Source organism: Coprococcus sp. LG101-27 (assembly GCF_027695515.1).
GTDB lineage: Bacteria > Bacillota > Clostridia > Lachnospirales > Lachnospiraceae > Allocoprococcus > Allocoprococcus comes.
In genome coordinates, this window is sequence record NZ_JAQEUJ010000001.1 from 296,597 (window position 1) to 320,704 (window position 24,108).

Sequence of the window (24,108 nt, forward strand, 5' to 3'; positions counted from 1 at the left end):
AGATTTTCATTTGGCAAAAGCCATTTGAAAATCTCTTTTTTTGAAACTATTTTATTAACCTAAAAAAACTTCTTTTTTCTGCGACGTCCTTTGCAATAAGGGCAGGATTCTCGGTGTCTCTTCTGATAGAAAACTTTATCAGCTGGACTCAATGGATATTTATGTTCAGAGCTTCTTTTACAGTTCCACCAAACCTTTTGTGAATATGTATCTAATATTTCATCGGGATTTACGAGGCAATAGTTTGCAATAAAATCCCAATCTTCCATTAAATCAGAATGAAGCGCGGCAAAGGATGTTTTTCCAGGAAGTGCTTTACGACCAGAACAATAAGGACAATCGGTAACTCCATTTATAACATCAATGATTCGAGCAGGATAATTACCGTGACAAGTAGGGCAACAATTTATTGGCATCACTAGAGCTGAAAGATAAGGTGAATTGGGACTATTTTATTTTGTTGGTTGCAAAAACAGGAATGAGATTTTCTGAACTAATTAAGCATTTGCCAGAGGATAAGCCAATTTTTGTTGATGGGGCAGTATACAATTCAACAGTAAACAATATACTTGCAAGACACTGTAAAGAATGCAATATACCAGTAATATCAATTCATGGATTGCGGCATACGCATGCGTCTTTGCTGCTGTTTGCAGGCGTATCTATTGCTAGTGTAGCAAGAAGATTGGGACATTCGAGTATGACAACAACACAGAAAACATATTTACATATTATTCAGGAATTGGAAAATAAAGATATTGATTTAGTTATGCGTTCATTATCAAGTTTAAGTTAACGAATTACACGGCTTGCGTTGATTAAGAGTGATAAGAAAATGACCTGGTTTATTTATACAAAAATCGGTATAAATAAGTTGGGTCATTTATTGTGCAGTATATTTGATTATGGTAATATAAAGATATGAATTTTCCAAAAGAAAAGAGAATGAAAATGAATTTAACAAGTACAAGTAAATTTGTAAGTTTAATCCTGCGCCATAAACCAGAAACAATCGGAATCCAGTTGGATGAACATGGCTGGGCAAATGTAGACGAGCTGATTGCCGGAATTTCGAAAACACGTGAATTTAATAGAGAAATGCTGGAAGAAATTGATATTCATTTTTCTTATCAAAAAATGGAGTATGGTTAACAAAAGAAGTTCCCGTAAAATATTTAATCAAAGAGGAGCAGTAAGGATGATTTATATAACCGGTGACTGTCACGCTGATTTTACCAGGTTCAATACTAAAATTTTCCCGGAACAATATGAAATGACAAAAGATGATTATGTCATTATCTGCGGTGATTTTGGCGGAGTATGGAATCGCTTTGAAGAAAATAAACATGAGAAGCATTGGATGGACTGGCTGGAAGATCGTCCTTTTACAACTCTTTTTTGTGAGGGGAACCATGAGAATTTTGACAGGCTTTACAGCTATCCTGTAGAAAAATGGAATGGTGGAAATGTACACAAAATTAGACCTTCGGTGATACATCTGATGCGTGGACAAATTTTTCAACTCTGTGATCGGAAATTTTTTGTATTTGGCGGAGCAAAAAGTCATGATACAGAAGGTGGAATACTTGATCCAGAAGCCCCGGATTTTAAGAAGAAAAAGAAAGAACTGGATAAGGAATGGCTGCCTTATCGTGTGAATCATATTTCGTGGTGGAAGGAAGAAATGGCTTCAAAAGAGGAAATGGAAGAAGGATTAAGAAATTTATCTCAGTATAACAATGAGGTAGATTTTATTATCAGTCATTGTTGTGCTACAAGTACCCAGAAACAATTTGTAGATAAGACTTTTTCAGCAGATTCCATGACGGATTATCTAGAGTTAGTGAAGCAGCGGGTAAATTTTAAGAAGTGGTTCTTTGGTCATTATCATGATAATAAGAATATTGGACCGAAAGAAATACTGATATATGAGCAGGTTATTCGGATACTGTGAGAAATTATAATTTGTGTATGACGAAAGGAGATTTTCGGTTTATGTGTAAATTGATGGAAGAATATGAGAAACGTACACTGAACCGGTTCATGAAAAAACTTACTGTTCCGGGCGAAAAATGTAATCTGAAGATGCGGATGAATCTGCGCTATGCATGTTTCAAATTTCTAAGTATGTAAAAAGAATCACTTATCAGAAAAATAAAAACAACAGGAGGAACCTAAAAATGGAAGTAATACGCGCAAAAAGTGCCGGATTCTGCTTTGGTGTAAAACGCGCTGTCGATACAGTATATGAGCAGGTTGAAAAACAGATGGGAAAACAGATCTATACTTATGGTCCGATCATCCATAATGAAGAGGTTGTAAAGGACATGGAAGCACATGGTGTAAAAGTCCTGCGCGGTGAGGAAGAACTGAAAGGTCTGGAAGAAGGACTGGTGATTATCCGCTCTCATGGTGTTCCAAAGAGAATCTGTGACCTAATGGATGAAAAAGGCATCGAATATGTAGATGCAACCTGTCCGTTTGTGAAAAGAATCCATAAGATTGTTGCCGAAGAAAGTAAAAAAGGCAGCCGGATCATTATCATTGGTAATCCGGATCACCCTGAGGTTGAAGGAATCCGGGGCTGGGCAGGAGAAAATGTAACCGTTATAAAAAATGCAGAAGAAGCAGAAAAATTTGAAAATACTACATCCGGAAGAATTTGTATTGTGTCGCAGACGACATTTAATTACAATAAATTCAAAGATTTAGTTGAAATTATTTCAGAAAAGGGTTATGATATAAGTGTTTTAAATACGATTTGTAATGCAACCAGAGAGCGTCAGACAGAAGCAAGGAGCATTGCAAAAGAGGTGGATGCTATGATTGTAATCGGAGACAAACATAGTTCCAATACCCAGAAACTGTATGAAATATGCAGCAGGGAATGTCACAATACGTACTATATACAGACACTTGACGATTTTGATATGAATCAATTAAGGTCCGTGGAAACAGTAGGTATTACAGCAGGGGCATCCACGCCCAACAATATAATTGAGGAGGTTCAAAATAATGTCAGAATTAACTTTTGAACAAATGTTAGACGAGTCATTTAAAACAATTCATAATGGAGAGGTCGTAGATGGTACTGTAATTGATGTTAAGCCAGATGAAATCATCTTAAATATAGGATACAAAGCAGACGGTATCATCACCAGAAGTGAATATACCAATGATAACAGTGTAGATCTTACAACTGTTGTTTCTGTTGGTGATCCGATGACTGTTAAAGTACTGAAAGTCAATGATGGAGAAGGACAGGTTCTTCTTACATACAAGAGACTTGTTGCAGAAAAAGGTAACGAAAGATTAAAAGAAGCATTCGAGAACAAAGAAGTCCTGAAAGCACCGGTTACTCAGATTCTTGGCGGTGGATTAAGTGTTGTTGTAGATGAAGCAAGAGTATTCATCCCGGCAAGTCTTGTATCAGATACTTACGAAAAAGACCTTTCTAAGTACAAAGATCAGGAAATCGAATTTGTTATCAGCGAATTCAATCCAAGAAGAAACCGTATCATCGGTGACAGAAGACAGCTTCTTGTTGCTGAAAGAGCAGAAAAGCAGAAAGAACTCTTCGCTAAACTTAAAGTCGGTGATGTGATCGAAGGAACAGTTAAGAACGTAACAGATTTCGGTGCATTTATCGATCTCGGCGGAGTAGACGGACTTCTTCATATCTCTGAGATGTCATGGGGAAGAGTTGACAATCCGAAGAAAGTATTCACAGTTGGTGAAACTCTTAAAGTTCTTGTTAAAGATATCCATGATACAAAAGTTGCACTCAGCTTAAAATTCCCGGAGACAAATCCATGGGCTAACGCAGCTGAGAAGTACGCTGTAGGTACAGTTGTAACAGGAAAAGTTGCAAGAATGACAGACTTTGGTGCATTCGTAGAACTTGCTCCTGGAGTAGATGCACTCCTTCATGTATCACAGATCTCAAGAGCACATGTTGAGAAACCTTCAGACGTACTTTCTGTAGGTCAGGAGATTACAGCTAAGATCGTAGATCTTAACGAAGCTGACAAGAAGATCAGCCTTAGCATGAAAGCACTTGAAAATGCAGAAGCTCAGGAAGAAACTGAAGAATAATTAAATAAGATATACAAGGATAGAGACTGATTGAAGTCTCTATCTTTTGTTTGAAAAAACTGGTAGACATAACTAACTACAGCTGAAAAAAGTTTTCGGATCCATAAGTGATTTCGATAAAAAGATAAAATATTTCATCGAATAGTCAGAAAATTAACAAAGAGAGGTTGCAGTGGCCTCTCTTTTTTGTGCAAGAAAACTATTTTGTTAAAAAAACAACGAGATGTACTGGAAAATATACAATAAAATGACGAAAGTTACTGGAACTGTAGGATTTATTTTAGTATATTTATAAGAGAGAAAACAGGAAGGAAGGATATGAAAATGGGACTTTTGACATTTAAAGGCGGAGTTCATCCAAATGACGGAAAAAGTCTTGCAAAAGACAAGGCAATCGTAGAGCTTCTGCCACAGGGTGATCTTGTATACCCGTTATCCCAGCATATCGGAGCACCGGCTAAGCCAGTAGTGGCAAAAGGTGACCATGTGCTTAAAGGGCAGAAAATTGCCGAAGCAGGGGGCTTCGTGTCTGCACCGATCTATGCATCCGTATCAGGTACTGTAAAAGCGATTGAACCACGTGTGAATCCGACAGGCTCTAAAGTGAACAGTATTATCATTGCAAATGACGGTCAGTATGAAGAAGTAGAATATCCACAGCCAAAACCTCTTTCTGAACTGACAAAAGAAGAGATTCTGAATATCATTGGAGAGGCTGGCGTAGTAGGTATGGGTGGAGCAGGTTTCCCTACCAGAGTGAAGCTTTCACCAAAAGAGCCAGACAAGATTGATTATATCATTGCAAACTGTGCGGAATGTGAGCCGTATATTACTGCCGATTACAGAAGAATGCTGGAGAATCCGGAACTTCTGGTAGAAGGTATGCGTGTGATCCTGAAGCTTTTTGACAATGCGAAAGGTTTATTTGCAATCGAAGATAACAAACCGGACTGTATCGCAAAATTAAAAGAGCTGACCAAGGACGAGCCTCGTATGGAAGTCAGAGAGATGATGACCAAGTACCCACAGGGCGCAGAACGTCAGCTGATTTTTGCAAATACAGGACGTGCGATCAATTCTACCATGCTTCCGGCAGATGCTGGATGTGTAGTAGACAACGTGGAGACCATCATCAGCATTTACAATGCAGTAGTAAAAGGCATTCCTTCTATGGAACGTGTCGTTACTGTAACAGGGGATGGAGTTGTAAATCCTGGTAACTACAAAGTACTTTTCGGAACCAACCAGAACGAACTGATCGAAGCCGCCGGCGGACTCAAAGAAGGCTGTGAAAAAGTTATTTCAGGTGGACCGATGATGGGATTTGCGATGTATACGACAGATACACCGATCACCAAGACATCTTCATCTATTCTTTGCATGTCAAAAGATGAAGTATCAGCCTGTGAACCGACAGCATGTATCAACTGCGGACGGTGCGTTGACGCCTGTCCAAGCCGCATTATTCCGTCAAGACTGGCTGATTTTGCAGAACGCCATGACGAAGAAGCGTTCCTCAAATTCAATGGTCTTGAATGTGTAGAATGTGGATCCTGCAGTTATGTATGTCCGGCTAAGAGACAACTGAAGCAGGCAATCGGATCGATGAGAAAAACCGCACTTGCCAACAAAAAGAAAAAATAGAATAGAGAGGAAGAGGTGAACAAAAGTGAGTGAACAGTTAAAAGTATCATCTTCACCACATATCCGTTCTAAAGAGACAACCGGCAATATCATGCTGTGGGTTATCATCGCTCTGTTACCGGCAACTTTCTTTGGAATTTACAACTTCCGTGACACACATGCATGGCTGCTTGTTATTGTGACAACAGCAGCAGCAGTTCTTACGGAGTACATTTACGAAAAACTGATGCATAAAAAGATTACGATCAAGGATTTCAGTGCCGCAGTTACAGGACTTCTGCTTGCACTCAACCTTCCGCCGACAGCCCCAATCTGGATGGGAATCATCGGAAGTGTATTCGCGATCCTGGTTGTAAAGCAGCTCTTTGGCGGATTGGGACAGAACTTCATGAACCCTGCACTTGGAGCAAGATGTTTCCTTCTTATTTCCTTCACAGGAAGAATGACAAGCTTCGTATATGACGGCGTATCTGGTGCAACACCACTGGCAACGATCCGTGCTAATATCGAAGCAGGAAATGCAGCACTTGACGGTGTGAACAGCATGGATATGCTGATCGGAAATATTGCCGGAACCATCGGTGAGACATCCGTTATCGCAATCGTGATCGGAGCGATCATCCTGATCCTCAAAGGAATTATTGATCTTCGTATCCCGGGTACATATATTGTGACATTTGCACTTTTCATCGGAATCTTCGGTGGATTTGTAGATGGAATTGGATTCTTCAACGTTCAGTACATGACAGCAGAACTCTGCGGTGGTGGTCTGATGCTTGGAGCATGGTTTATGGCAACCGATTATGTAACTTCCCCGATCACTAAAAAAGGGCAGATCGTATATGGTATCCTTCTTGGATGTCTGACTGGTCTGTTCCGTCTGTTCGGTGGTTCAGCAGAAGGTGTATCTTATGCAATCATCTTCAGTAACCTTCTTGTACCGCTGATCGAGAGAGTTACTCTTCCAAAGCCTTTCGGTAAAGGAGGAGAAAAATAATGAATAAGATTATCAAAAATACACTGATCCTTGCAGCAATCACCGTTGTATCCGGTCTGGTACTTGGAGCTGCTTACGAAGTGACAAAAGGTCCAATCGCACAGACACAGGCAAAGCAGAAACAGGAAGCCTGTCAGGCCGTTTATCCGGAAGCAGATTCCTTTGAGGCAATGGACGTAGATCAGAAAGCTGCAAAAGAAGCAATCAAAATGATGGGAACCAATGCAACAGTTGATGAAGTTTATTCTGCAACTATGGATGGCAGTGAAGCAGGATATGTGATCACTGTAACAGACAAAGACGGTTACGGCGGAGATATCCAGATCACGGTTGGTATTATGGCTGACGGTACGGTTAATGGTATTTCATTTCTTTCCATCAGCGAAACAGCAGGTCTCGGTATGCGTGCAAAAGAACCGAGCTTTTACAATCAGTTTGCCGGACAGCAAGCTGAAAAATTCTATGTATCCAAAGATGGCGGAGACGGACAGCCGATCGATGCTTTAAGTGGTGCAACCATCACTTCCCGTGCAGTCACAGGAGCTGTCAACACAGCACTTGGATATTACCAGACAGCGTTAGGAGGTAGTGGAAATGAATAAATGTACAGAAAGATTGTATAACGGTCTTGTAAAAGAAAACCCAACCTTTGTTATGATGCTTGGTATGTGTCCGACACTGGCGGTTACAACATCCGCAATCAACGGTATTGGTATGGGACTTTCTACCACAGTGGTACTGATCTTCTCCAACCTTTTGATTTCCCTGTTGCGTAAGATCATTCCGGATTCCGTTCGTATGCCGGCATTCATCGTAGTCGTAGCAACACTTGTTACTGTGGTACAGTTCCTTCTGGAAGGTTTTGTACCTAGTCTTTATGCATCACTTGGTGTATATATTCCTCTGATCGTAGTTAACTGTATCATCCTTGGACGTGCAGAAGCATATGCATCAAAGAACCCGGTCCTTCCATCTGTATTTGATGGTATTGGTATGGGACTTGGATTCACACTTGGTCTTACCTGCATCGGTATCGTCAGAGAGCTGATTGGTTCCGGAAAATTATTCGGATTTCAGGTTATGCCTGATATCTACGAACCTGTTACTATTTTCATCCTTGCTCCTGGTGCATTCCTTGTTCTTGCATTCCTTGTTGCGGCACGTAACAAGATCATGAAGAAACTGGAAGCAAAAGGAAAGAAAGTTGTCAAAGCGCAGGGATGCTGTGAAGGCGGATGTGCTTCATGCGGCGGATGCGACGGACACGTGTTCCCGACAGGTCAGGAAAAGGAATAGGAGGGAGATAAGAGATGAAAGAATTACTTATTATAGCAGTTGGTTCGGCGCTTGTTAACAACGTCGTACTCAGCCAGTTCCTCGGTATCTGTCCTTTCCTTGGTGTTTCTAAGAAAATTGAGACAGCAGCCGGCATGGGCGGCGCAGTTGTTTTCGTTATTACAATCGCATCTTTCATTACCGGTGCGATCTACCAGTTCATCTTACATCCGACAGGATTTGAGTATCTGCAGACCATCGTATTTATCCTGGTTATCGCAGCACTCGTTCAGTTTGTAGAAATGTTCCTCAAGAAGGTTATGCCTCCGCTTTATAATGCACTTGGTGTATATCTCCCGTTGATCACAACAAACTGTGCAGTACTTGGTGTATCACTGAACTGTGTGACAAAAGGATATAACATTCTTGAAGGTGTTGTATACGGATTCTCCACAGCAGTCGGATTCACGATCGCGATCGTGATCATGGCTGGTATCCGTGAGAAGATCGAATACAACGATATCAGTGAGTCTTTCCAGGGAACTCCGATCGTACTGCTTACAGCAGCACTGATGTCCATCGCGTTCTTTGGATTCTCAGGAATCATTTAACAGAAGGAGGACCGTGTTATGAGTATAACAGGAGTATTGATTGCTGCACTTATCGTAGGCGGTACCGGCGTATTCATCGGTGTCTTCCTTGGAATTGCAGGCAAGAAATTTGCAGTTGAAGTAGATGAAAAAGAAGAAGCGATTCTCGCAGAACTTCCGGGTAACAACTGTGGTGGATGTGGATATGCCGGATGTTCCGGTCTTGCAGCAGCTATCGCAAAAGGAGAAGCTCCGGTAGGACAGTGCCCGGTCGGCGGTGCTCCGGTAGCAGCAAAGATCGCAGCGATCATGGGCGAAGAAGCCGGTGAAAGCGTACACGAAGTTGCATTTGTAAAATGTGCAGGAACCTGCGAAAAAGCAAAACAGGCATATGATTATACAGGAATTACAGACTGCCAGATGGCAGCCATGATGCAGAATGGAGGACCAAAAGGATGTTCTTTCGGATGTCTTGGTTTCGGAAGCTGCGTAAAGGCATGTCCGTTCGATGCGATCCATATTGTAGACGGAATTGCAGTAGTTGACAAAGAAGCATGTAAAGCCTGTGGTAAATGTATCGCCACCTGTCCAAAACATCTGATCGAGCTTGCACCTTATGAACAGAAGCATCTTGTACAGTGCAGCTCAAAAGATAAAGGAAAAGACGTTATGAGCGTATGTTCCGTAGGATGTATCGGATGTAAGATGTGTGAAAAAGTATGTGAATCTGATGCAGTACATGTGGTAGATAACATCGCACACATTGATCCGGAAAAATGTACAAACTGTGGAAAATGTGCGGAGAAATGTCCGAAGAAAATCATTAAGTAAATAAATAATGAAAAAAGGATCCGGATGCTGTTTCGGAGGCTAAGAACAAGTTTTTCTTAGGCTTCTGCAAATGCATCCGGATCCTTTTTTATTGAGTTCATTCGACTGCGGAAGGATGAAAGGATGGAAAGAGAAAGTTAGGAAAATTTAATTTTTAGAATATCGTGGGGTATGTTATAATAGAAAAAATGGAGAAGAAAAAAATTTATTGGTTGACGGTTAGGTGGAAAATCATCCAAAATAGAAATGAAAATAGAGACAAAATACGACATTGCATCATCTGTAAATATTGGCGCAGAGTATGACAAGGGCGTGAAGAAACTCTTTAAGAGCAACGAGATCATTGTGCCGATTATGGAGATGGTGATTCCGGAATTTGAAGGGTGTTCGCAGGAAGAGATCCTGAATTGTCTGGACCTTGCATCGATTACATCGGATGAGGTTGTCAGTGACGCACCGGTTTCGGAGACGGATGAATATCGGATACGGGGCGAAGATGCAGGGATATTTGATTATCTTAATCAGATATTTGTGGGAAATATAGAAGAAATAGAGACATATTCACATATTGAATGGGAAGAGGAATTTAAGGAGGATGTGGCTATGATGATGACGGGATTTAGTGATATATTAGTTAGAAGAGGGAGAGAAGAAGGGAGAGAAGAAGGGCGAGAGGAGACAACTGTTAAATTTATCTGGAGTTTACATGAAATGAAATGCACAGATGAAATGATTTCGGAAGCAGTAAAAAGACCGATTGATTATGTGCAGGATATTTTGAAAAAAGATGCACCTCAATAAGAAAGTTGGGAACACTTTTGTGAAAAATAGATTAATAGCAGGAATAAAGATGCTTTTACAGGACTTATGGAATATCCGCATTGCGATTCTTGTATTTGCAATTTATTTTGTTATAGGAAGAAAGTTTTTATACAGTCTGTGTCCAATGGTGATCATGACGGGATTTCCTTGTCCGGGATGCGGGCTTACAAGAGCGATGTTTATGGTGCTGCGAGGGGACTTTGCCGGGGCATGGAAAATGCATCCGTTTATTTATGGTGTGATTATTCTGGTGGGATGGTTTGGCGTGCGGAGATACATACAGAGAAAAGAAACGAAGAGTCTTGGGAAATGGGTGATTCTTCTGTGCGTAGGACTGATTCTATATTATGTGTACCGAATGGTAAGGTATTTTCCGGGAGATGCTCCGATGAGTTATTACTATGGAAGCGTGGGATACCGGGTGTGGGAGATAATTAGAAGTGGAAGAAATTATTTATAGTAGAGTATATAAAAGTGCCGCGAAGGCATCAAAACGATGGAGCGGCACTTTTTTAGATTAATCATAAAAACAAATGTCGCTTATCTTCCACTTAAGCGACATCTTTTTTACCCAGTATTTTTCTACAACATAAATAATGTTATCATTTTTAACATATTTCGTCAAGTTAGGCATAACGGATTTAGGTGCTTTAACTGTAAAACTTTATCAAAATATCGCAACTTTTTTTACTATTTTGACACCCTAATCATATACGGAATGTTCTACCGGTTCGGTCTGATCGATGTACCGGACGAGGTTAAGGAGAATATGAGGAAAAATGATCGAAGCAATAAAAAACAGAAGAAGCATCAGAAAATATAAGAACAAAGCTGTGGACAAGGATGAGGCATTCATTCCGAGACGAAGAGGTGGAATTTAGAAATTTATTTTAGGATATAATTATTACTAAAAGATAATATTGAAAACAATCTTGGATAAGTGGTAAAATCGTTTGGAGGCACAAAATGAAAAAGTATGCGATACCATTGTTGTAATTGAAGTGAGCCTGTTGAAGGAAGAAAGAATAAAAATATCTGAAATAATTGATTTGATATGATACTAAAAAGGAAGGTGATTAAAAATCAAGTTGTACAAAAAAATAATAATTCAAGATTTTAATCAACCAGTAATGTGGCTGATTCCGGCAATCATTTTTAGTGCTTGTCTTGTACTTTTTATTAGTTGGGTGTATAAGAAAGGTTCTCAAAAGCAGGAAAAGGATAATGGAATTAATAAAAAATATAGAATTGCTTGGATATTATTTATTGCCTATATTATTGTTACCTTTCAGACTGTCTTTTTTTCAAGAGAAGCGGGGAGCAGGAAAGAAATTAGTTTAGTGTTATTTGAAACATGGGGACATTCTTTCCATATGCATGCTATGTTTATTGAGAATATTATTATGTTTATTCCTTTTGGTGTATTGTTACCAATAGTTTTTAAACAAGTCAGAAGCGGTTGGAAATGTGTGCTGATTGGTTTTTTATGTTCCTGTGGTATAGAGATCACACAGCATATTACGCAGAGAGGATATTTACAATTGGATGATGTGGTAACAAATACAGTTGGGATGTTTATCGGATGGGCGATATGGAAGATCGTATGCAAGTGCCTCAGAACATCTCTGAGTGAAAAGTGCTGATATTATCCAGAAATAATTTCCTGGAATTTCAATATTCGATTTGCGGGGAGTACAGAGCATCCTGGATAATTGCGGCAGATATATCGAATATAAAAATGCTGATGAACTGGTTTTTATAACAAATTCAAGTGCACTTCTAGTCAGATATCTGAGTGCGGGTTGCAAGAGACTCTGGACATGCTATTCAGAGTATTTCATAGTGAGCGAGGAAGAAGGCTTGCAAAGAAAATAGTAGATTTTTTGTTGGAAGATGAAGGATGTGCAGAATGCTTTCCGTGCAATTTAATCGAAGAGTTTAAATGATAAAAACAGCAAAGAACATCAGTGTCTGTTTGAGAAGGGAAGTTCTTGATGTTATATCTGCTGGGAAGCTCTTCCCGCGCTAATCCTAGCGCAGGAAGCCTCTCAGCATTTTTTCTTTCCAGAACCGGTACTTCTGATACCGTATCGGCAGATCCATCCAGGTTTTCTTATCGACCATGCTTCTCTGATGTGTGAAGCATTCAAATCCTTCTTTTCCATGATAGCATCCCATGCCGCTTTCTCCGACACCGCCGAACGGCATCTGGCTGGTGGCGAGGTGGATGATGGTATCGTTGATGCAGCCGCCGCCAAAATGGCATCTGGCAAGGACTTTCTTTTTGGCAGCAGGATCTTCGGTGAAAAGATAGAGTGCAAGCGGGTGGGGATGGGATTCGACCTGCCGGATTGCATCATTTAGGTCAGAATAGGTAAGTACCAGAAGAATCGGTCCGAAAATTTCTTCGCCCATGACCGGATCGTCCCAGGTGACATCTTTTAGGATGGTCGGGGCGATGCGCAGGGCAGACGGATCGGACTGGTCTCCGCAGACCAGCTTATCAGTGGCAATCAGATTCTGCAGCCGGTGAAAATGTTTTTCGTTGATGATTTTCCCATAATCCGGATTTTGCAGAGGCTGTTTGCCAAACTGACGGTGGATTTCTTTTTCCAGTGCCTGAAGGAGTTGGTCGCGAATGGAAGCATCACAGAGGATATAATCCGGGGCAACGCAGGTCTGTCCGCAGTTGAGATATTTTCCGAATACAATCCGTCTTGCGGCGAGAGGAATTTTCGCTGTGGAATCTACAATACACGGACTTTTTCCGCCAAGTTCCAGAGTGACAGGAGTCAAATATTCGGCAGCGTGACGAAGGACTTCTTTACCGACCGTTTTTCCTCCGGTGAAGAAGATTTTATCAAACTGCTGGTTTAAGAGTGCCTGATTTTCCTCCCGGCCTCCGGTAATCATCGTTACATATTCCGGCGGATAACATTCCTTGAGAAGCTGATTCAGGATCTGACTGGTGTGTGGAGCGTAAGCGCTTGGCTTCAGAATGACGGTATTTCCGGCGGCGAGCGCATCGATCAGCGGTTCTAAAGTGAGGAGTACCGGGTAATTCCAGGGACTCATGATCAGTACGGTTCCGTATGGAGATGGCGTCCGGAAACTTTTGGCTGCAAACTGTGCCAGCGGAGTAGGGACGGTTTTACAGCGCACCAGCTTTGGTAAATGCTTTTGCATCCAGGTGAGCTCGGAAAGCGTCAGACCGATTTCACACATATAGCTTTCCATCCGGCTTTTTCCAAGATCCGCTTTTAGTGCTGTGTACAGATCTTGTTCATGGTGTTTGAGTGCAAGTTTTAGCTGTTCTAATTGTTTTAATCGAAAAGAAAGCGGAAGTGTTGCGCCGGTTGCAAAAAAATCACGCTGCGTGGAAATCCGCTGTCTGATTGTCTGTTCATCCATGTGTTTTAACCTCCCAGGTATCTGGATATTTAAGTTTCGATTCCTGTTTTCCGAATTGTGTTTGGTGTTAGAATATTTTTGAAGAGTCTTTTATACTGAAAATAACGTATGTTTCTTTTATGATAACGAAAATAAGGGAATTCTTCAATGGTGTGAGTGGCGAAAATGGAAAGAATGTGATAAAATATTTTTGTTTGCAGCAGCAGACTCGCATAATTTTATCAAGACAGGAGTTTTAATATATATGGGATACGAGCGTTTGGAAAAGAGTTTAATCGATCTGGTAAAGGAAGAGCAGGCAAAGCTCGGATATCGGAAAGAGATGATCCGGCTTTATTATCCGCTCAGTTCACTGAATCATTTTATGGAGGCGAATGCAGATGCGGAAGAGATGCAGGAGCTCCTTGCAGATTTTCCGAAAGCAGCAGAAGATATTTTCGGGGAAGTCGGGATTACACATGTAAAGGACCGTTTTTGCTTTGCTTTATCGGAAAAAGCATCGGAATATGTGCATGAAAATATGAAACCGAATGAATTTATCAAAGAGCTGGTGGAGCTTGTCGCAAAGCATGGCTGCACGATGGAAGATATCGAAGCATTGTTCTGTTCACATTCGGACAAGATCGTGGCAGAATCTATGGACAATGGAGAATTTGACCGGATGATCCGGTTTGAAGAGGGAGAAGACAAGTATTATTATTGCTTTAAAGATGAAGGATGCCATATTATTTATCATCGTTTCCTGCCGGAAGATTATGCAGATTTTGATTTTTAAATCGAACATTGCGGGAATTGCATAGCAATGGAGCAATCCGGTTACATCAGTGAGTGGCAAAATTTACTTTTGACACTCACATCATTAAATTGAATAAAAATAGATACAGATTTTGGCTTTAAACCAGATAAGAAAATAAGAAATCGAGGTAACACCAATGAAAATCGGAATATATGATTCAGGGATCGGCGGACTTTCTGTGCTTCACCGCGCACTGAAAAAGATGCCGGAAGCAGAATTTATATATTATGCGGATACAAAGCATGTTCCATACGGAGAAAAGACGAGGGAACAGATCAAAGGATATGTAGAAGAGGTTCTGAATTTCCTGATCGCGAAGGAGGTTGATGCAATCGTAATCGCCTGTAATACGGCAACCAGCGTGGCAACGAAAGAATTCAGAGGCGAATTTGCCGTACCGATCGTCGGTATGGAACCGGCAGTCAAGCGCGCGCTCAAGCTCTATCAGGATATGCAGAAACGGATTCTGGTAACAGCAACACCGGTTACGATAGCCGGAGAAAAATTACACAGCCTTCTGGAAAAAGTAGATACCGAACACGAAGTAGACCTTGCGCCACTTCCAAAACTGGTCCGCTTTGCCGAAGCCGGAAGATTCCAGGACCCGGAAGTAGATGAATATCTGAAAAACAGCCTTCAGAGCTATACACTCAACCAGTATGCTGCAGTCGTACTTGGCTGTACTCACTTCAACTACTTCAAACAATCCTTCCGCAAAATCTTCCCGGGAGAAATCCATTTCGTAGACGGCAACGAAGGCACCCTTCGCCAGCTAAAACGAGTTCTCCCCGAACAAACCACCCCAGGAGAACCCAGCAAAGTCACCTACTACTTCTCCGGAAAACCTGCTGATGATGAGGGGATGAAGAAAATCCAGGCATGTATGACGCAGTTAGATAAAGTATATGAGATCAAGTAAATACTGATATCGAATAAAATCCACCCCATTCCTATCTTGTGCAATGGAGATGAGACTCAAGAATCGTGGAAGCCTTTGCTGAACACGATTCTCGCACTAAGAGGCTCATCGGAATGCTTTACACAACTTGGAATGGGGTGGATTTAATTCTTCTCTGGTGGTGTCACAACCTATCTTATTGTACTTCCTGAATCCCGGAAATATCACTATCTATCATCATCGAATAATTGGTATAATACACGACAAACCCAGGCTTGCTTCCATTTGGTTTTTTAACCTGCTTTTTCTCTACATAGTCAACCTCCACCTTTTCAGCCCCGGAATTCTTCGAGTAATGCGCAGCAAGTCTGGCTGCCTCTTCAAAGGTCCGGTCCGGAAGTTCTTCCCCGTTCGTCTTCACGATGACATGGGAACCTGGTGCTTTTTTCGCATGGAACCACCAGTCCCCGCCATTTGCAAAATGGAAGGTGAGTTCTTCGTTCTGAAGATTATTTTTTCCAACATACATATGGAAACCGTCTGAAGAAATATAGTGGAACGGTTTGCTTGTGATCTTCACCTTTTTGGCAGACTGCTTTCTGCGGATAAATCCACTTTCGATCAGTTCTTCCTTGATCTGGATCAGGTCATCCTCGCTTCGTGCAATATCCAGGGATTTGCTGACGGACTCCAGATAATCAATCTCATCTTTCGTTTCTTTGATCAGTTCTGAAAGAGCCTCGAAAGTACGTTTTTGTTTATTATATCGGTCAAAATATTTCTTTGCATTTTCCTGTGGTGTTTTCTGCGGATCCAGCGGAATTTTGATCATTTCGTTAGTATAATAATTGAGTGCTTCCAGTTCTTTTGCACCTTCTTCCAGATTGTAACCGTAGGTGTGGATCAGTTCCCCGTATACCTTGTATTTATCGCGGTTTTCCGTATCGCGAAGCTGCTTTAACTGCAGGTCGTATTTCTTGCGGTTACGTTCCAGTGCTGTCTGAACCACACGGCGCAGATCCGAAGATTTCTGGCGGATCCGGGTGATCAGATCACGGGAAGAATAATAAGTCCGGATCACTTCGGAAATCGAATCATAAGATTTTACCTGATAGTTGGAAAAGTGGGTGAGCAGAAGAGATGAGAACTCTTTCGGCTCATTTCCATCGTAATAAATAGCAGGAGAGAATTTGCTTTCTGTCACCTGCTCCATAAAATAGGTAAACTGCCGGTACAGATGCGCCAGCAGATCACCGGACATCTCCGATGCCGGAACAGAAGAGTCGATTCCTGCCAGATAGCAAATCTCTTCGGCGACAACCGGACTGATTCCGGTAAAACTGTTGTAGATCGCTTTTCCGACCGGCATTGGTTTGGATAGAAGTTCCTGTGTGAAATTTTCCTCCGGTATGCCAAGTGGATTCTCTTTTTTCATAGTATCCGGGATAAAATATTCTCTTCCCGGAAGAACCTCACGCACAGAACTCATCTGCGCGGAAACATGCTTGATACTGTCGATGATCATTCCTTTTTCATTACAGAAAATAATATTGCTGTGCTTGCCCATGATCTCAACGATCAGGGATTTGCGGCACAGATCTCCAAGTTCATCCAGGTGCTCGATCTCGAAGCGGATGATCCGTTCCAGGGAAGGCTGAGAAATGCCTACGATGCGGCCATTTGCAATATGTTTTCTCAGAAGCATACAGAAATTCGGTGCAGTCATCGGACTTGGTTTGTTGTCTCTGGACAGATAGATCAGCGGCAGGGATGCACTTGCGGAGATGACCAGCCTTACCTGTCCTTTTGCAGGTTTGATCGTGAGAAGCAGTTCATCATTTTCCGGCTGTGCGATCTTGGCGATCCGTCCGTTCAAGATGGTATCATTTAATTCTTTTACGATATTTGCGATTGTAATTCCATCAAAAGCCATTTTAAAAATTCACCTCATATTTATCCGGGAATATGCCAGGGCACATTCTTTTTTCAATGGGCTCATTATAGCATAGAGAGGCATGCATAGACAAGTGAAAATGCCCTGTCACCCGGTTGACGAGTAAGTGTAAATGAACTATAATAATCGATAGTAAAACGGCCCTTAAAAGGTCAGTAAGAAGAGGGAAAATCAAATGATAAAAAGTATGACAGGCTTTGGACGGTGTGAGATCGCCGAAGCAGACCGCAAATTTACCGTAGAGATGAAGGGGGTTAATCACCGTTACCTGGATGTGAATATCCGCATGCCAAAAAAGCTTAACTTCTTTGAGTCCGCGATCCGCAACTTGCTCAAGCAGTATGTGCAGAGAGGAAAGATTGATATTTTCATCGGATATGAAGATATGACAGAAAGCCAGATGACTTTGAAATATAACCAGAAGCTGGCAGAAGAATATATGGCAAGCTTTAAGCAGATGGAAGAACAGTTTGGGCTTGACAATGATGTGCGGGTATCCACACTTGCACGCTGCCCGGAAGTCCTTACGATGGAAGAACAGTCTGTGGATGAGGAAGAACTGTGGAGTGGTCTTGAAAAAGCAATGAAAGGCGCATGCGAACAGTTTGTACAGACCAAGACTACAGAAGGTGAGAACCTGAAAAAGGATATCATTGGCAAACTGGATGGAATGCTGGAAGTTGTTGCCAGGGTTGAAGAGCGATCTCCGCAGATCGTTGCTGAATACCGGGAGAAGCTGGAAACGAAAGTGAAGGAGCTTCTTGGGGACACCCAGATTGACGAAGGACGGATTGCGGCTGAGGTTGTGATCTTCTCTGACAAGATCTGTACAGATGAAGAAGTGGTAAGGCTGAAAAGCCATATCAAGCATATGAAGGAAACTCTGGAACAGACAGAGGGAATCGGACGCAAGCTTGATTTTATTGCGCAGGAGATGAACCGTGAGGCGAACACGATCTTATCCAAGGCAAATGATCTGGAAGTATCCAATTATGCGATCGATCTGAAGACTGAGATTGAAAAAGTCCGTGAGCAGATTCAAAATATTGAATAAAGCTTTGAAAAATGTAAAAAGATGTGTTAAAATGACATTTCAATGTCTGAGTATGCAGGAGAACTGATTATGAGAGAAAAAAAAGGAATCCTTATTGTAGTATCCGGATTTTCCGGAGCCGGTAAGGGAACACTGATGAAAAAGCTGATGCAGGACTATGATAATTATGCATTATCGATCTCTGCAACCACGCGGCAGCCTCGTGTCGGGGAAGAAGATGGAAGAGAGTATTTTTTCAAAACCAAAGATGAATTTGAAAAAATGATTGCGCGTGATGAGCTTATAGAGTATGCTAGATATGTAGAAAACTACTATGGAACTCCGAAGCAGTATGTTATGGAGCAGTTAGAGGCAGGCAAGGATGTGATCCTTGAGATTGAGATCCAGGGTGCGCTGAAAGTGAAAGAGAAGTATCCGGATACCTTGCTGATGTTCGTGACTCCGCCGAGTGCGCAGGTACTGAAAGACAGACTGGTAGGACGGGGAACCGAGACCGCAGAAGTGATCGATTCGAGAATGAAGCGGGCCGTAGAAGAATCACAGGGCGTAGAGAAGTACGATTATCTTGTGATCAATGATGACCTGGAGCGCTGCGCAAAAGAGATGCACAGCATTATTCAGGGTGAGCATGACCGGGTAAGCCGGAATGCTGACTTTATAGATGATATCAGAAAAGAACTGAAGGAACTGTAGGAAAGGAGCAGAATTTATGTTACATCCATCATATACCGATTTGATGAAAGTAGTCAATCAGGACGTGGAAGAAGGCGCAACTAAGATTGTCAACAGTCGTTATTCTATCGTTCTTGCAACAGCAAAGAGAGCGAGAGAGATCATTGACGGCGAGATGCCGCTTGTTCCTGTTAAGGACGGCGAAAAACCGCTTTCTATTGCAATTGATGAGCTGAACAGTGGAAAGATCAAAATTATTGCAGAAGACGCAGATAAATAAAAGAAGTTCGATACCCTGCAGCTGTCTGCGGGGTATTCTTATGATAGGGGATTTTATTTTCCGGTGAAGATGATTTCCCCTGCCGCCCAGAAATTATGCTTGAGGAGAAATTTATTTTATGAATATATTATTCATTTCATTAGGCTGTGACAAGAACCTTGTGGATTCGGAGGTCATGCTTGGGATTCTTGCAAAGGACGGTCATCAGATGGTGGACGATGAGACAATGGCAGATGTCATTATCATTAACACCTGCTGCTTTATCCATGACGCAAAGGAAGAGAGTATCCAGAATATTCTTGAGATGGCAGAACTGAAGAAGACCGGCAGATTAAAAGCCCTGATCGTAACAGGCTGTCTTGCACAGAGATACAAAGAAGAGATCATTCAGGAAATCCCGGAGGTTGATGCGGTTCTCGGAACGACTTCTTATGAAGAGATCGCACACGTGATCGATGGAATTTTAAGCGACAGTCCGATGGAGCGCGGAGATGTGCGCCTGATCATGAAGGACGTGGATTATCTCCCGGTAACAGACACACACCGTATGGTGACGACCGGTGGACATTTCGCTTATCTGAAGATCGCAGAAGGCTGTGACAAGCACTGTACTTACTGTATTATTCCAAAGGTACGTGGAGATTTCCGGAGTGTACCGATGGAGCATCTGCTGGAGGAAGCGCAGAATCTGGCAGACGGAGGGGTGAAGGAACTGATCCTGGTAGCGCAGGAGACCACCATGTACGGAACCGATCTGTACGGAGAGAAAAGGCTTCCACAGCTTTTGAGAGCGCTCTGCAAGATCAGTGGACTTCGCTGGATCCGTATTTTATACTGCTATCCGGAGGAGATCACGGATGAGCTGATTCAGGTAATCAAGGAGGAACCAAAGATCTGCCATTATCTGGATCTCCCGATCCAGCATGCAAGCGACGGTATCCTGAAGAGAATGGGAAGACGGACTTCCAGAGCGCAGCTCATCGAGACCATTGAGAAGCTTCGCCGTGAGATTCCGGATATCGCACTTCGCACGACTTTGATCACCGGATTCCCGGGAGAGACACAGGAACAGCATGAAGAGCTGATGGATTTTGTGGATCAGATGGAATTCGACAGACTTGGCGTATTTACCTACTCACCGGAAGAGGATACTCCGGCAGCATCTATGCCGGATCAGATTCCGGAAGAAGTCAAAGAGGAACGTCAGGCGGAGCTCATGGAACTTCAGCAGGATATCGTATTCGACCAGGCAGAAGACCGGATCGGGGAAGAGCTGCTTGTGATGATCGAGGGCAAGGTAGCAGATGAGAATGCCTATGTGGGAAGAACCTACCGGGATGCGCCGAATGTAGACGGACTTATTTTTGTGAACACATCGGAAGAGCTGATGTCGGGAGATTTTGCAAGGGTAAAAGTGACCGGATCGGCAGATTATGATTTGATAGGAGAGTTATTATGAATTTACCAAATAAGTTAACGATTTTACGAGTGATTTTAATTCCGTTTTTTGTAGTGTTTATGTTATTTGATATTACCGGAGCAGCAGACAAATGGATCGCACTTGTGATTTTCTGTGTTGCCAGCCTGACGGATATGCTGGATGGAAAAATTGCAAGAAAATACAACCTGGTAACGAACTTCGGTAAATTTATGGATCCGCTTGCAGACAAGCTGCTGGTATGTACCGCGCTGATCTGTCTGACATCTATGAACCGACTGAATGTCATTGTTGTTCTGGTGATCATTGCCAGAGAATTTATCATCAGCGGATTCCGTCTGGTTGCTTCTGACAATGGAATCGTCATTGCGGCAAGCTACTGGGGCAAATTCAAAACCGTATCACAGATGGCACTGATCATTGTGCTGATCATGGATCTGGGCGGTGTGTGGAATGTTGTAGGTACAGTCCTTACATGGGTAGCACTGCTCCTGACCGTCGTTTCACTGATCGATTATATTGCAAAGAACAAACAGGTATTAACACAGGGAGGCATGTAAAATGGTTGTAGAGCTGATTTCTGTCGGCACTGAAATTTTACTTGGCAACATTGTGAATACAAACGCAGCATACCTAGCAGAGAAATGTGCTCTGCTAGGTTGTTCTTTATATCACCAGACTGTTGTCGGTGACAATGAAGAGCGTATGGAAGAAGCAATCCGCCAGGCAATAGAGCGCGCTGATATCGTAATTCTGACAGGGGGACTTGGCCCTACCAAGGATGATCTGACAAAAGAAGTAACCGCAAAGGTATTTGGCAGAAAACTTTATATGGATGAACATTCCAGAACTCGAATCCGGGACTATTTTGAGAAGATTAAGAGTAAAAAGGTGACAGAGAATAACTGGAAGCAGGCATTGGTTCCGGAAGGCGCGATCGTGATCGACAATCTGAACGGAACGGCACCTGGACTGATCCTGGAGGATAAAGAGCGCGGCAAAGCAGCGATCCTGATCCCTGGGCCTCCGAATGAGATGAAGCCGATGTTTGAACATGACATTGCACCGTACCTCAATAAAAAGCAGCCGGAGGGAATCTATTCCCAGATGGTAAAAGTGTGCGGGATCGGGGAAAGCAGGGCAGAGACCATGGTTGCGGATCTGATGGATGCACAGACCAATCCGACGCTTGCGCCTTATGCAAAGACAGGAGAGGTACATTTTCGTGTGACTGCAAGAGCATGCTCTGAAGAAGCGGCAGAAAAACTGATGGAGCCGATGATCGAAGAGATGAAGAAGCGTTTTGGTGATGCTGTTTATACGACCGAAGAGAATGTGACACTGGAAGAGTCGGTGATCCGTATTCTGGAAGAGAAGAAGATGACTGTGACAACGGCAGAATCCTGTACAGGAGGAAAGCTTTCCGGCAGACTTCTGAATGTGGCAGGAGCTTCCGGCGTGTATAATGAAGGATATATTACTTATGCGAATGCATCGAAGGAAAAGATCCTTGGTGTGAAGCATGAGACACTGGAAACCTACGGGGCAGTCAGTGAACAGACAGCAGCGGAGATGGCACTTGGCGCAGCAAAGGCGGCAGGTGCGGATGCGGCACTTAGTGTAACCGGAATCGCAGGACCTGGCGGCGGCACAGCGGAAAAACCGGTCGGACTTGTGTATATCGGATGTGCGGTAAATGGAGAGGTAACGGTAAGAGAGTACCGTTTTACCGGCAATCGTGAGAAGAACCGGGACTATGCGGTTGCACGTGCGATCACGCTCTTGCGGGAAGAACTTTTAAAGAGGGCGTAAGAGAGAAAACCAGTTCATTCTGGAAAAGATGAGGTACAGAAAAATGATCATAAAAAGACTATATAGCAGTCAGGAGGTTGTGGAAGGTCTGCATCTGGTATGGGATGTATTTATCAGAGAAAACGCCAATTCCTGTACACAGCAGGGAATCGAGGAATTTTCCCGTTTTATCAAGATGGAGAATTTTATGCCTCTTGTCGAAAGCGGAGAGATGATCGTCTTTGGCGCGGTAGAAGGACGGGATCTTGGCGGCGTCGGAGCCGTGCGGAGAGATGGACATATTTCCCTTCTGTTTGTCCGCTCGGATTTGCGGAGAAAAGGGATTGCGAAGGCTCTTGTTGGTGAAATGTGCAGATACTGTGCGATGCAGTTTGCTCTGATGCGTATGACGGTCAATGCATCGGTTGTGAGTACGGAAGCTTATCACCATATGGGATTCCGGGATCTGGCACCGGTTCAGGAAAAGAACGGGATCCGTTTTGCTCCGATGGATTTGATGATATCACCGGCAAATGTAAGATCTTCTTATAATGGAAAGAAACATACGGGACTTTTTATCGGGATCGCAGTTACCGTACTTATTTTTCTGATATTCCTGGGATTGCTCTTCGGAAAAATCATCAGCAATTTTGCGAGTGGTGAAGGAAAACAGGAGGATTCGTCACAGATTTTTGAATATAACCCGGATGAGGACGGAGAAATTGACGATATCTTTGGCAGTAATGGAAATGAAGAGGATAATAAGGACAGCAGTTCTGAAGAAGCACAGGGAATCGAGGCAATTGAAGGCTACGAGGCAGAAAATCTGCCGTATACGATCACGGAGGAAAATTACACTTATTTTTCCAATGGAAATAAAGGCGAATATCCGATGCAGTTTGATGTCAAATATCCGCAGATCACAGGTGTGGAAGGTGAAAATATTGACAAGATCAATGAAATGCTGAAGGACTGTGCGATGAGTACGGTCAATACCTTATATCTGGCTCCGAGTGATTCTATGAAAGAGAAAATGTTGGAGGAAGCGAACCCGTTTTTAGGAAGTCTTGTAACGTACAAGGTTTCTTATGCAGGAGAAGATTTTATCAGCGTAGCATTCAATGATATTTATTATGCAGGAAATACTTCTGCACAGTATTGTGACCTCCGTACCCGCAACATCCGTATTTCTGACGCAAAGCAGTTTGAAGTGGCAGATATCGTGGATCTAAGCGATGCATTTATGCACGATTGGATGAAAAAGATGAAGGGTGAAGCACCATCGGCAGAGGTGTTAAGCAGTGTGAAATTAAATGATTTCCGACAGATTTTAAATGGGGAAATCCTGGAGAACCGGTACTTTGATGCATTCTTTGTAGATAAGGATGGAATTGAGATCGGAATTACTTACCATTACCCGGGAGATGGAAAAAAATCTTCTTCGGAGAGTGGATGGATCACAGCGCCGTTTACTATGAAAGAAATAATTGAATATAAAACAGACAGTGAGTTCTGGAATCTTGTACAAAGTAACAATTGACGAATGTCGAAAATTGTGCG

General features: G+C 42.5%; 25 protein-coding genes and 2 pseudogenes. 24 read left to right on the forward strand and 3 right to left on the reverse strand.

The window, feature by feature from the left end; translation table 11 throughout:
- Positions 1–59: 59 nt before the first annotated feature.
- Positions 60–416 carry a zinc-ribbon domain-containing protein gene (locus tag PG766_RS17210; RefSeq protein WP_118198365.1) on the reverse strand — a complete coding sequence of 119 codons (357 nt, stop codon included), beginning with the start codon at positions 414–416 and terminating at the stop codon, positions 60–62.
- Here PG766_RS17210 and PG766_RS01455 point away from each other — a divergent pair.
- The 15 genes and pseudogenes from PG766_RS01455 to PG766_RS01525 all read left to right on the forward strand — a co-directional run.
- Positions 401–796: pseudogene (locus PG766_RS01455) on the forward strand (site-specific integrase); the annotation flags it as partial. The gene PG766_RS17210 and the pseudogene PG766_RS01455 sit on opposite strands and share 16 nt — an antisense overlap.
- A 155-nt stretch (positions 797–951) precedes the next feature.
- Positions 952–1,113: pseudogene (locus PG766_RS01460) on the forward strand (RNA 2'-phosphotransferase); the annotation flags it as partial.
- An 85-nt stretch (positions 1,114–1,198) separates the two neighbouring features.
- Positions 1,199–1,954 carry a metallophosphoesterase gene (locus tag PG766_RS01465; protein WP_118198363.1) on the forward strand — a complete coding sequence of 252 codons (756 nt, stop codon included), beginning with the start codon at positions 1,199–1,201 and terminating at the stop codon, positions 1,952–1,954.
- A gap of 41 nt (positions 1,955–1,995) precedes the next feature.
- Entirely contained in the window at positions 1,996–2,133 is a 138-nt protein-coding gene (locus tag PG766_RS01470; protein ID WP_156337624.1) for a hypothetical protein, read from the forward strand.
- A 47-nt stretch (positions 2,134–2,180) separates the two neighbouring features.
- Complete coding sequence (gene ispH, locus PG766_RS01475) at positions 2,181–3,035, forward strand: 4-hydroxy-3-methylbut-2-enyl diphosphate reductase (RefSeq protein ID WP_118198362.1); 855 nt, start codon at positions 2,181–2,183, stop codon at positions 3,033–3,035.
- Entirely contained in the window at positions 3,016–4,095 is a 1,080-nt protein-coding gene (gene rpsA / locus PG766_RS01480; protein WP_008375104.1) for a 30S ribosomal protein S1, read from the forward strand. Before ispH ends, rpsA begins: the two co-directional genes overlap by 20 nt.
- 324 nt (positions 4,096–4,419) lie before the next feature.
- The gene (gene rsxC / locus PG766_RS01485) at positions 4,420–5,739 is read left to right on the forward strand and encodes an electron transport complex subunit RsxC (protein ID WP_022220469.1); all 1,320 of its coding nucleotides are present in this window, start codon (positions 4,420–4,422) and stop codon (positions 5,737–5,739) included.
- A 25-nt stretch (positions 5,740–5,764) separates the two neighbouring features.
- The gene (locus tag PG766_RS01490; protein WP_022220470.1) at positions 5,765–6,736 is read left to right on the forward strand and encodes an RnfABCDGE type electron transport complex subunit D; all 972 of its coding nucleotides are present in this window, start codon (positions 5,765–5,767) and stop codon (positions 6,734–6,736) included.
- Positions 6,736–7,338: an RnfABCDGE type electron transport complex subunit G gene (locus PG766_RS01495; protein WP_270590303.1), complete on the forward strand. Its 603-nt coding sequence runs from the start codon at positions 6,736–6,738 to the stop codon at positions 7,336–7,338. Before PG766_RS01490 ends, PG766_RS01495 begins: the two co-directional genes overlap by 1 nt.
- On the forward strand, positions 7,331–8,032 hold the full coding sequence (rsxE, locus tag PG766_RS01500) for an electron transport complex subunit RsxE (RefSeq protein ID WP_118198360.1): 702 nt from the start codon (positions 7,331–7,333) through the stop codon (positions 8,030–8,032). Before PG766_RS01495 ends, rsxE begins: the two co-directional genes overlap by 8 nt.
- Before the next feature lie 14 nt (positions 8,033–8,046).
- Positions 8,047–8,622, forward strand: a complete 576-nt coding sequence (locus PG766_RS01505) for an electron transport complex protein RnfA (protein ID WP_008375114.1) — start codon at positions 8,047–8,049, stop codon at positions 8,620–8,622.
- Positions 8,623–8,640: 18 nt separating this feature from the next.
- A complete protein-coding gene (locus tag PG766_RS01510) occupies positions 8,641–9,432 on the forward strand; it encodes an RnfABCDGE type electron transport complex subunit B (protein WP_118198359.1) in 792 nt (263 codons plus the stop codon).
- Positions 9,433–9,678: 246 nt separating this feature from the next.
- Positions 9,679–10,233 (forward strand): hypothetical protein, encoded by a 555-nt coding sequence (locus tag PG766_RS01515; RefSeq protein WP_118198358.1) that lies wholly within the window; start codon positions 9,679–9,681, stop codon positions 10,231–10,233.
- A 49-nt stretch (positions 10,234–10,282) separates the two neighbouring features.
- Positions 10,283–10,714 carry a DUF2752 domain-containing protein gene (locus PG766_RS01520; RefSeq protein WP_242856235.1) on the forward strand — a complete coding sequence of 144 codons (432 nt, stop codon included), beginning with the start codon at positions 10,283–10,285 and terminating at the stop codon, positions 10,712–10,714.
- Positions 10,715–11,342: 628 nt separating this feature from the next.
- Positions 11,343–11,897, forward strand: a complete 555-nt coding sequence (locus PG766_RS01525; RefSeq protein ID WP_118198357.1) for a VanZ family protein — start codon at positions 11,343–11,345, stop codon at positions 11,895–11,897.
- 388 nt (positions 11,898–12,285) lie between these two features.
- On the opposite strand, the gene PG766_RS01530 is transcribed toward PG766_RS01525, so the two are convergent.
- Positions 12,286–13,686 (reverse strand): aldehyde dehydrogenase, encoded by a 1,401-nt coding sequence (locus PG766_RS01530; protein ID WP_270590345.1) that lies wholly within the window; start codon positions 13,684–13,686, stop codon positions 12,286–12,288.
- 223 nt (positions 13,687–13,909) lie between these two features.
- On the opposite strand from PG766_RS01530, the gene PG766_RS01535 reads away from it, so the two are divergent.
- Complete coding sequence (locus PG766_RS01535) at positions 13,910–14,440, forward strand: DUF3877 family protein (RefSeq protein WP_118198355.1); 531 nt, start codon at positions 13,910–13,912, stop codon at positions 14,438–14,440.
- A 157-nt stretch (positions 14,441–14,597) separates the two neighbouring features.
- Complete coding sequence (murI, locus tag PG766_RS01540; RefSeq protein ID WP_055155593.1) at positions 14,598–15,380, forward strand: glutamate racemase; 783 nt, start codon at positions 14,598–14,600, stop codon at positions 15,378–15,380.
- 175 nt (positions 15,381–15,555) lie between these two features.
- Here the strand turns inward: murI and PG766_RS01545 are convergent, their stop codons facing one another.
- A complete protein-coding gene (locus PG766_RS01545) occupies positions 15,556–17,292 on the reverse strand; it encodes an Rqc2 family fibronectin-binding protein (protein WP_022220476.1) in 1,737 nt (578 codons plus the stop codon).
- A 196-nt stretch (positions 17,293–17,488) separates the two neighbouring features.
- Between PG766_RS01545 and PG766_RS01550 the strand changes: the two genes are divergently transcribed.
- The 7 genes from PG766_RS01550 to PG766_RS01580 all read left to right on the forward strand — a co-directional run bounded on the left by PG766_RS01550 (position 17,489) and on the right by PG766_RS01580 (position 24,088).
- Positions 17,489–18,367 (forward strand): YicC/YloC family endoribonuclease, encoded by an 879-nt coding sequence (locus PG766_RS01550; protein ID WP_008375132.1) that lies wholly within the window; start codon positions 17,489–17,491, stop codon positions 18,365–18,367.
- A 69-nt stretch (positions 18,368–18,436) separates the two neighbouring features.
- Entirely contained in the window at positions 18,437–19,060 is a 624-nt protein-coding gene (gmk, locus tag PG766_RS01555) for a guanylate kinase (protein ID WP_117556048.1), read from the forward strand.
- A 16-nt stretch (positions 19,061–19,076) separates the two neighbouring features.
- Entirely contained in the window at positions 19,077–19,319 is a 243-nt protein-coding gene (gene rpoZ, locus PG766_RS01560; protein ID WP_118198354.1) for a DNA-directed RNA polymerase subunit omega, read from the forward strand.
- Between the two features lie 118 nt (positions 19,320–19,437).
- Positions 19,438–20,778, forward strand: coding sequence for a 30S ribosomal protein S12 methylthiotransferase RimO (gene rimO, locus PG766_RS01565; RefSeq protein WP_118198353.1), 1,341 nt, complete (start codon positions 19,438–19,440; stop codon positions 20,776–20,778).
- Positions 20,775–21,317, forward strand: a complete 543-nt coding sequence (gene pgsA, locus PG766_RS01570) for a CDP-diacylglycerol--glycerol-3-phosphate 3-phosphatidyltransferase (RefSeq protein WP_055155589.1) — start codon at positions 20,775–20,777, stop codon at positions 21,315–21,317. The genes rimO and pgsA overlap by 4 nt, the downstream gene beginning before the upstream one ends.
- Position 21,318: 1 nt before the next feature.
- Positions 21,319–22,569, forward strand: coding sequence for a competence/damage-inducible protein A (locus tag PG766_RS01575; protein WP_118198352.1), 1,251 nt, complete (start codon positions 21,319–21,321; stop codon positions 22,567–22,569).
- Between the two features lie 43 nt (positions 22,570–22,612).
- On the forward strand, positions 22,613–24,088 hold the full coding sequence (locus tag PG766_RS01580; protein WP_182438565.1) for a GNAT family N-acetyltransferase: 1,476 nt from the start codon (positions 22,613–22,615) through the stop codon (positions 24,086–24,088).
- The last annotated feature ends 20 nt before the right edge of the window (positions 24,089–24,108 follow it).

Coding starts and splice junctions, on each gene's coding strand:
- PG766_RS17210 (WP_118198365.1), bottom strand. CDS start 416: ATGCCAATAAATTGTTGCCCTACTTGTCACGGTAATTATCCTGCTCGA.
- PG766_RS01465 (WP_118198363.1), top strand. CDS start 1,199: ATGATTTATATAACCGGTGACTGTCACGCTGATTTTACCAGGTTCAAT.
- PG766_RS01470 (WP_156337624.1), top strand. CDS start 1,996: ATGTGTAAATTGATGGAAGAATATGAGAAACGTACACTGAACCGGTTC.
- ispH (WP_118198362.1), top strand. CDS start 2,181: ATGGAAGTAATACGCGCAAAAAGTGCCGGATTCTGCTTTGGTGTAAAA.
- rpsA (WP_008375104.1), top strand. CDS start 3,016: ATGTCAGAATTAACTTTTGAACAAATGTTAGACGAGTCATTTAAAACA.
- rsxC (WP_022220469.1), top strand. CDS start 4,420: ATGGGACTTTTGACATTTAAAGGCGGAGTTCATCCAAATGACGGAAAA.
- PG766_RS01495 (WP_270590303.1), top strand. CDS start 6,736: ATGAATAAGATTATCAAAAATACACTGATCCTTGCAGCAATCACCGTT.
- rsxE (WP_118198360.1), top strand. CDS start 7,331: ATGAATAAATGTACAGAAAGATTGTATAACGGTCTTGTAAAAGAAAAC.
- PG766_RS01505 (WP_008375114.1), top strand. CDS start 8,047: ATGAAAGAATTACTTATTATAGCAGTTGGTTCGGCGCTTGTTAACAAC.
- PG766_RS01510 (WP_118198359.1), top strand. CDS start 8,641: ATGAGTATAACAGGAGTATTGATTGCTGCACTTATCGTAGGCGGTACC.
- PG766_RS01515 (WP_118198358.1), top strand. CDS start 9,679: ATGAAAATAGAGACAAAATACGACATTGCATCATCTGTAAATATTGGC.
- PG766_RS01520 (WP_242856235.1), top strand. CDS start 10,283: ATGCTTTTACAGGACTTATGGAATATCCGCATTGCGATTCTTGTATTT.
- PG766_RS01535 (WP_118198355.1), top strand. CDS start 13,910: ATGGGATACGAGCGTTTGGAAAAGAGTTTAATCGATCTGGTAAAGGAA.
- murI (WP_055155593.1), top strand. CDS start 14,598: ATGAAAATCGGAATATATGATTCAGGGATCGGCGGACTTTCTGTGCTT.
- PG766_RS01545 (WP_022220476.1), bottom strand. CDS start 17,292: ATGGCTTTTGATGGAATTACAATCGCAAATATCGTAAAAGAATTAAAT.
- PG766_RS01550 (WP_008375132.1), top strand. CDS start 17,489: ATGATAAAAAGTATGACAGGCTTTGGACGGTGTGAGATCGCCGAAGCA.
- gmk (WP_117556048.1), top strand. CDS start 18,437: ATGAGAGAAAAAAAAGGAATCCTTATTGTAGTATCCGGATTTTCCGGA.
- rpoZ (WP_118198354.1), top strand. CDS start 19,077: ATGTTACATCCATCATATACCGATTTGATGAAAGTAGTCAATCAGGAC.
- rimO (WP_118198353.1), top strand. CDS start 19,438: ATGAATATATTATTCATTTCATTAGGCTGTGACAAGAACCTTGTGGAT.
- pgsA (WP_055155589.1), top strand. CDS start 20,775: ATGAATTTACCAAATAAGTTAACGATTTTACGAGTGATTTTAATTCCG.
- PG766_RS01575 (WP_118198352.1), top strand. CDS start 21,319: ATGGTTGTAGAGCTGATTTCTGTCGGCACTGAAATTTTACTTGGCAAC.
- PG766_RS01580 (WP_182438565.1), top strand. CDS start 22,613: ATGATCATAAAAAGACTATATAGCAGTCAGGAGGTTGTGGAAGGTCTG.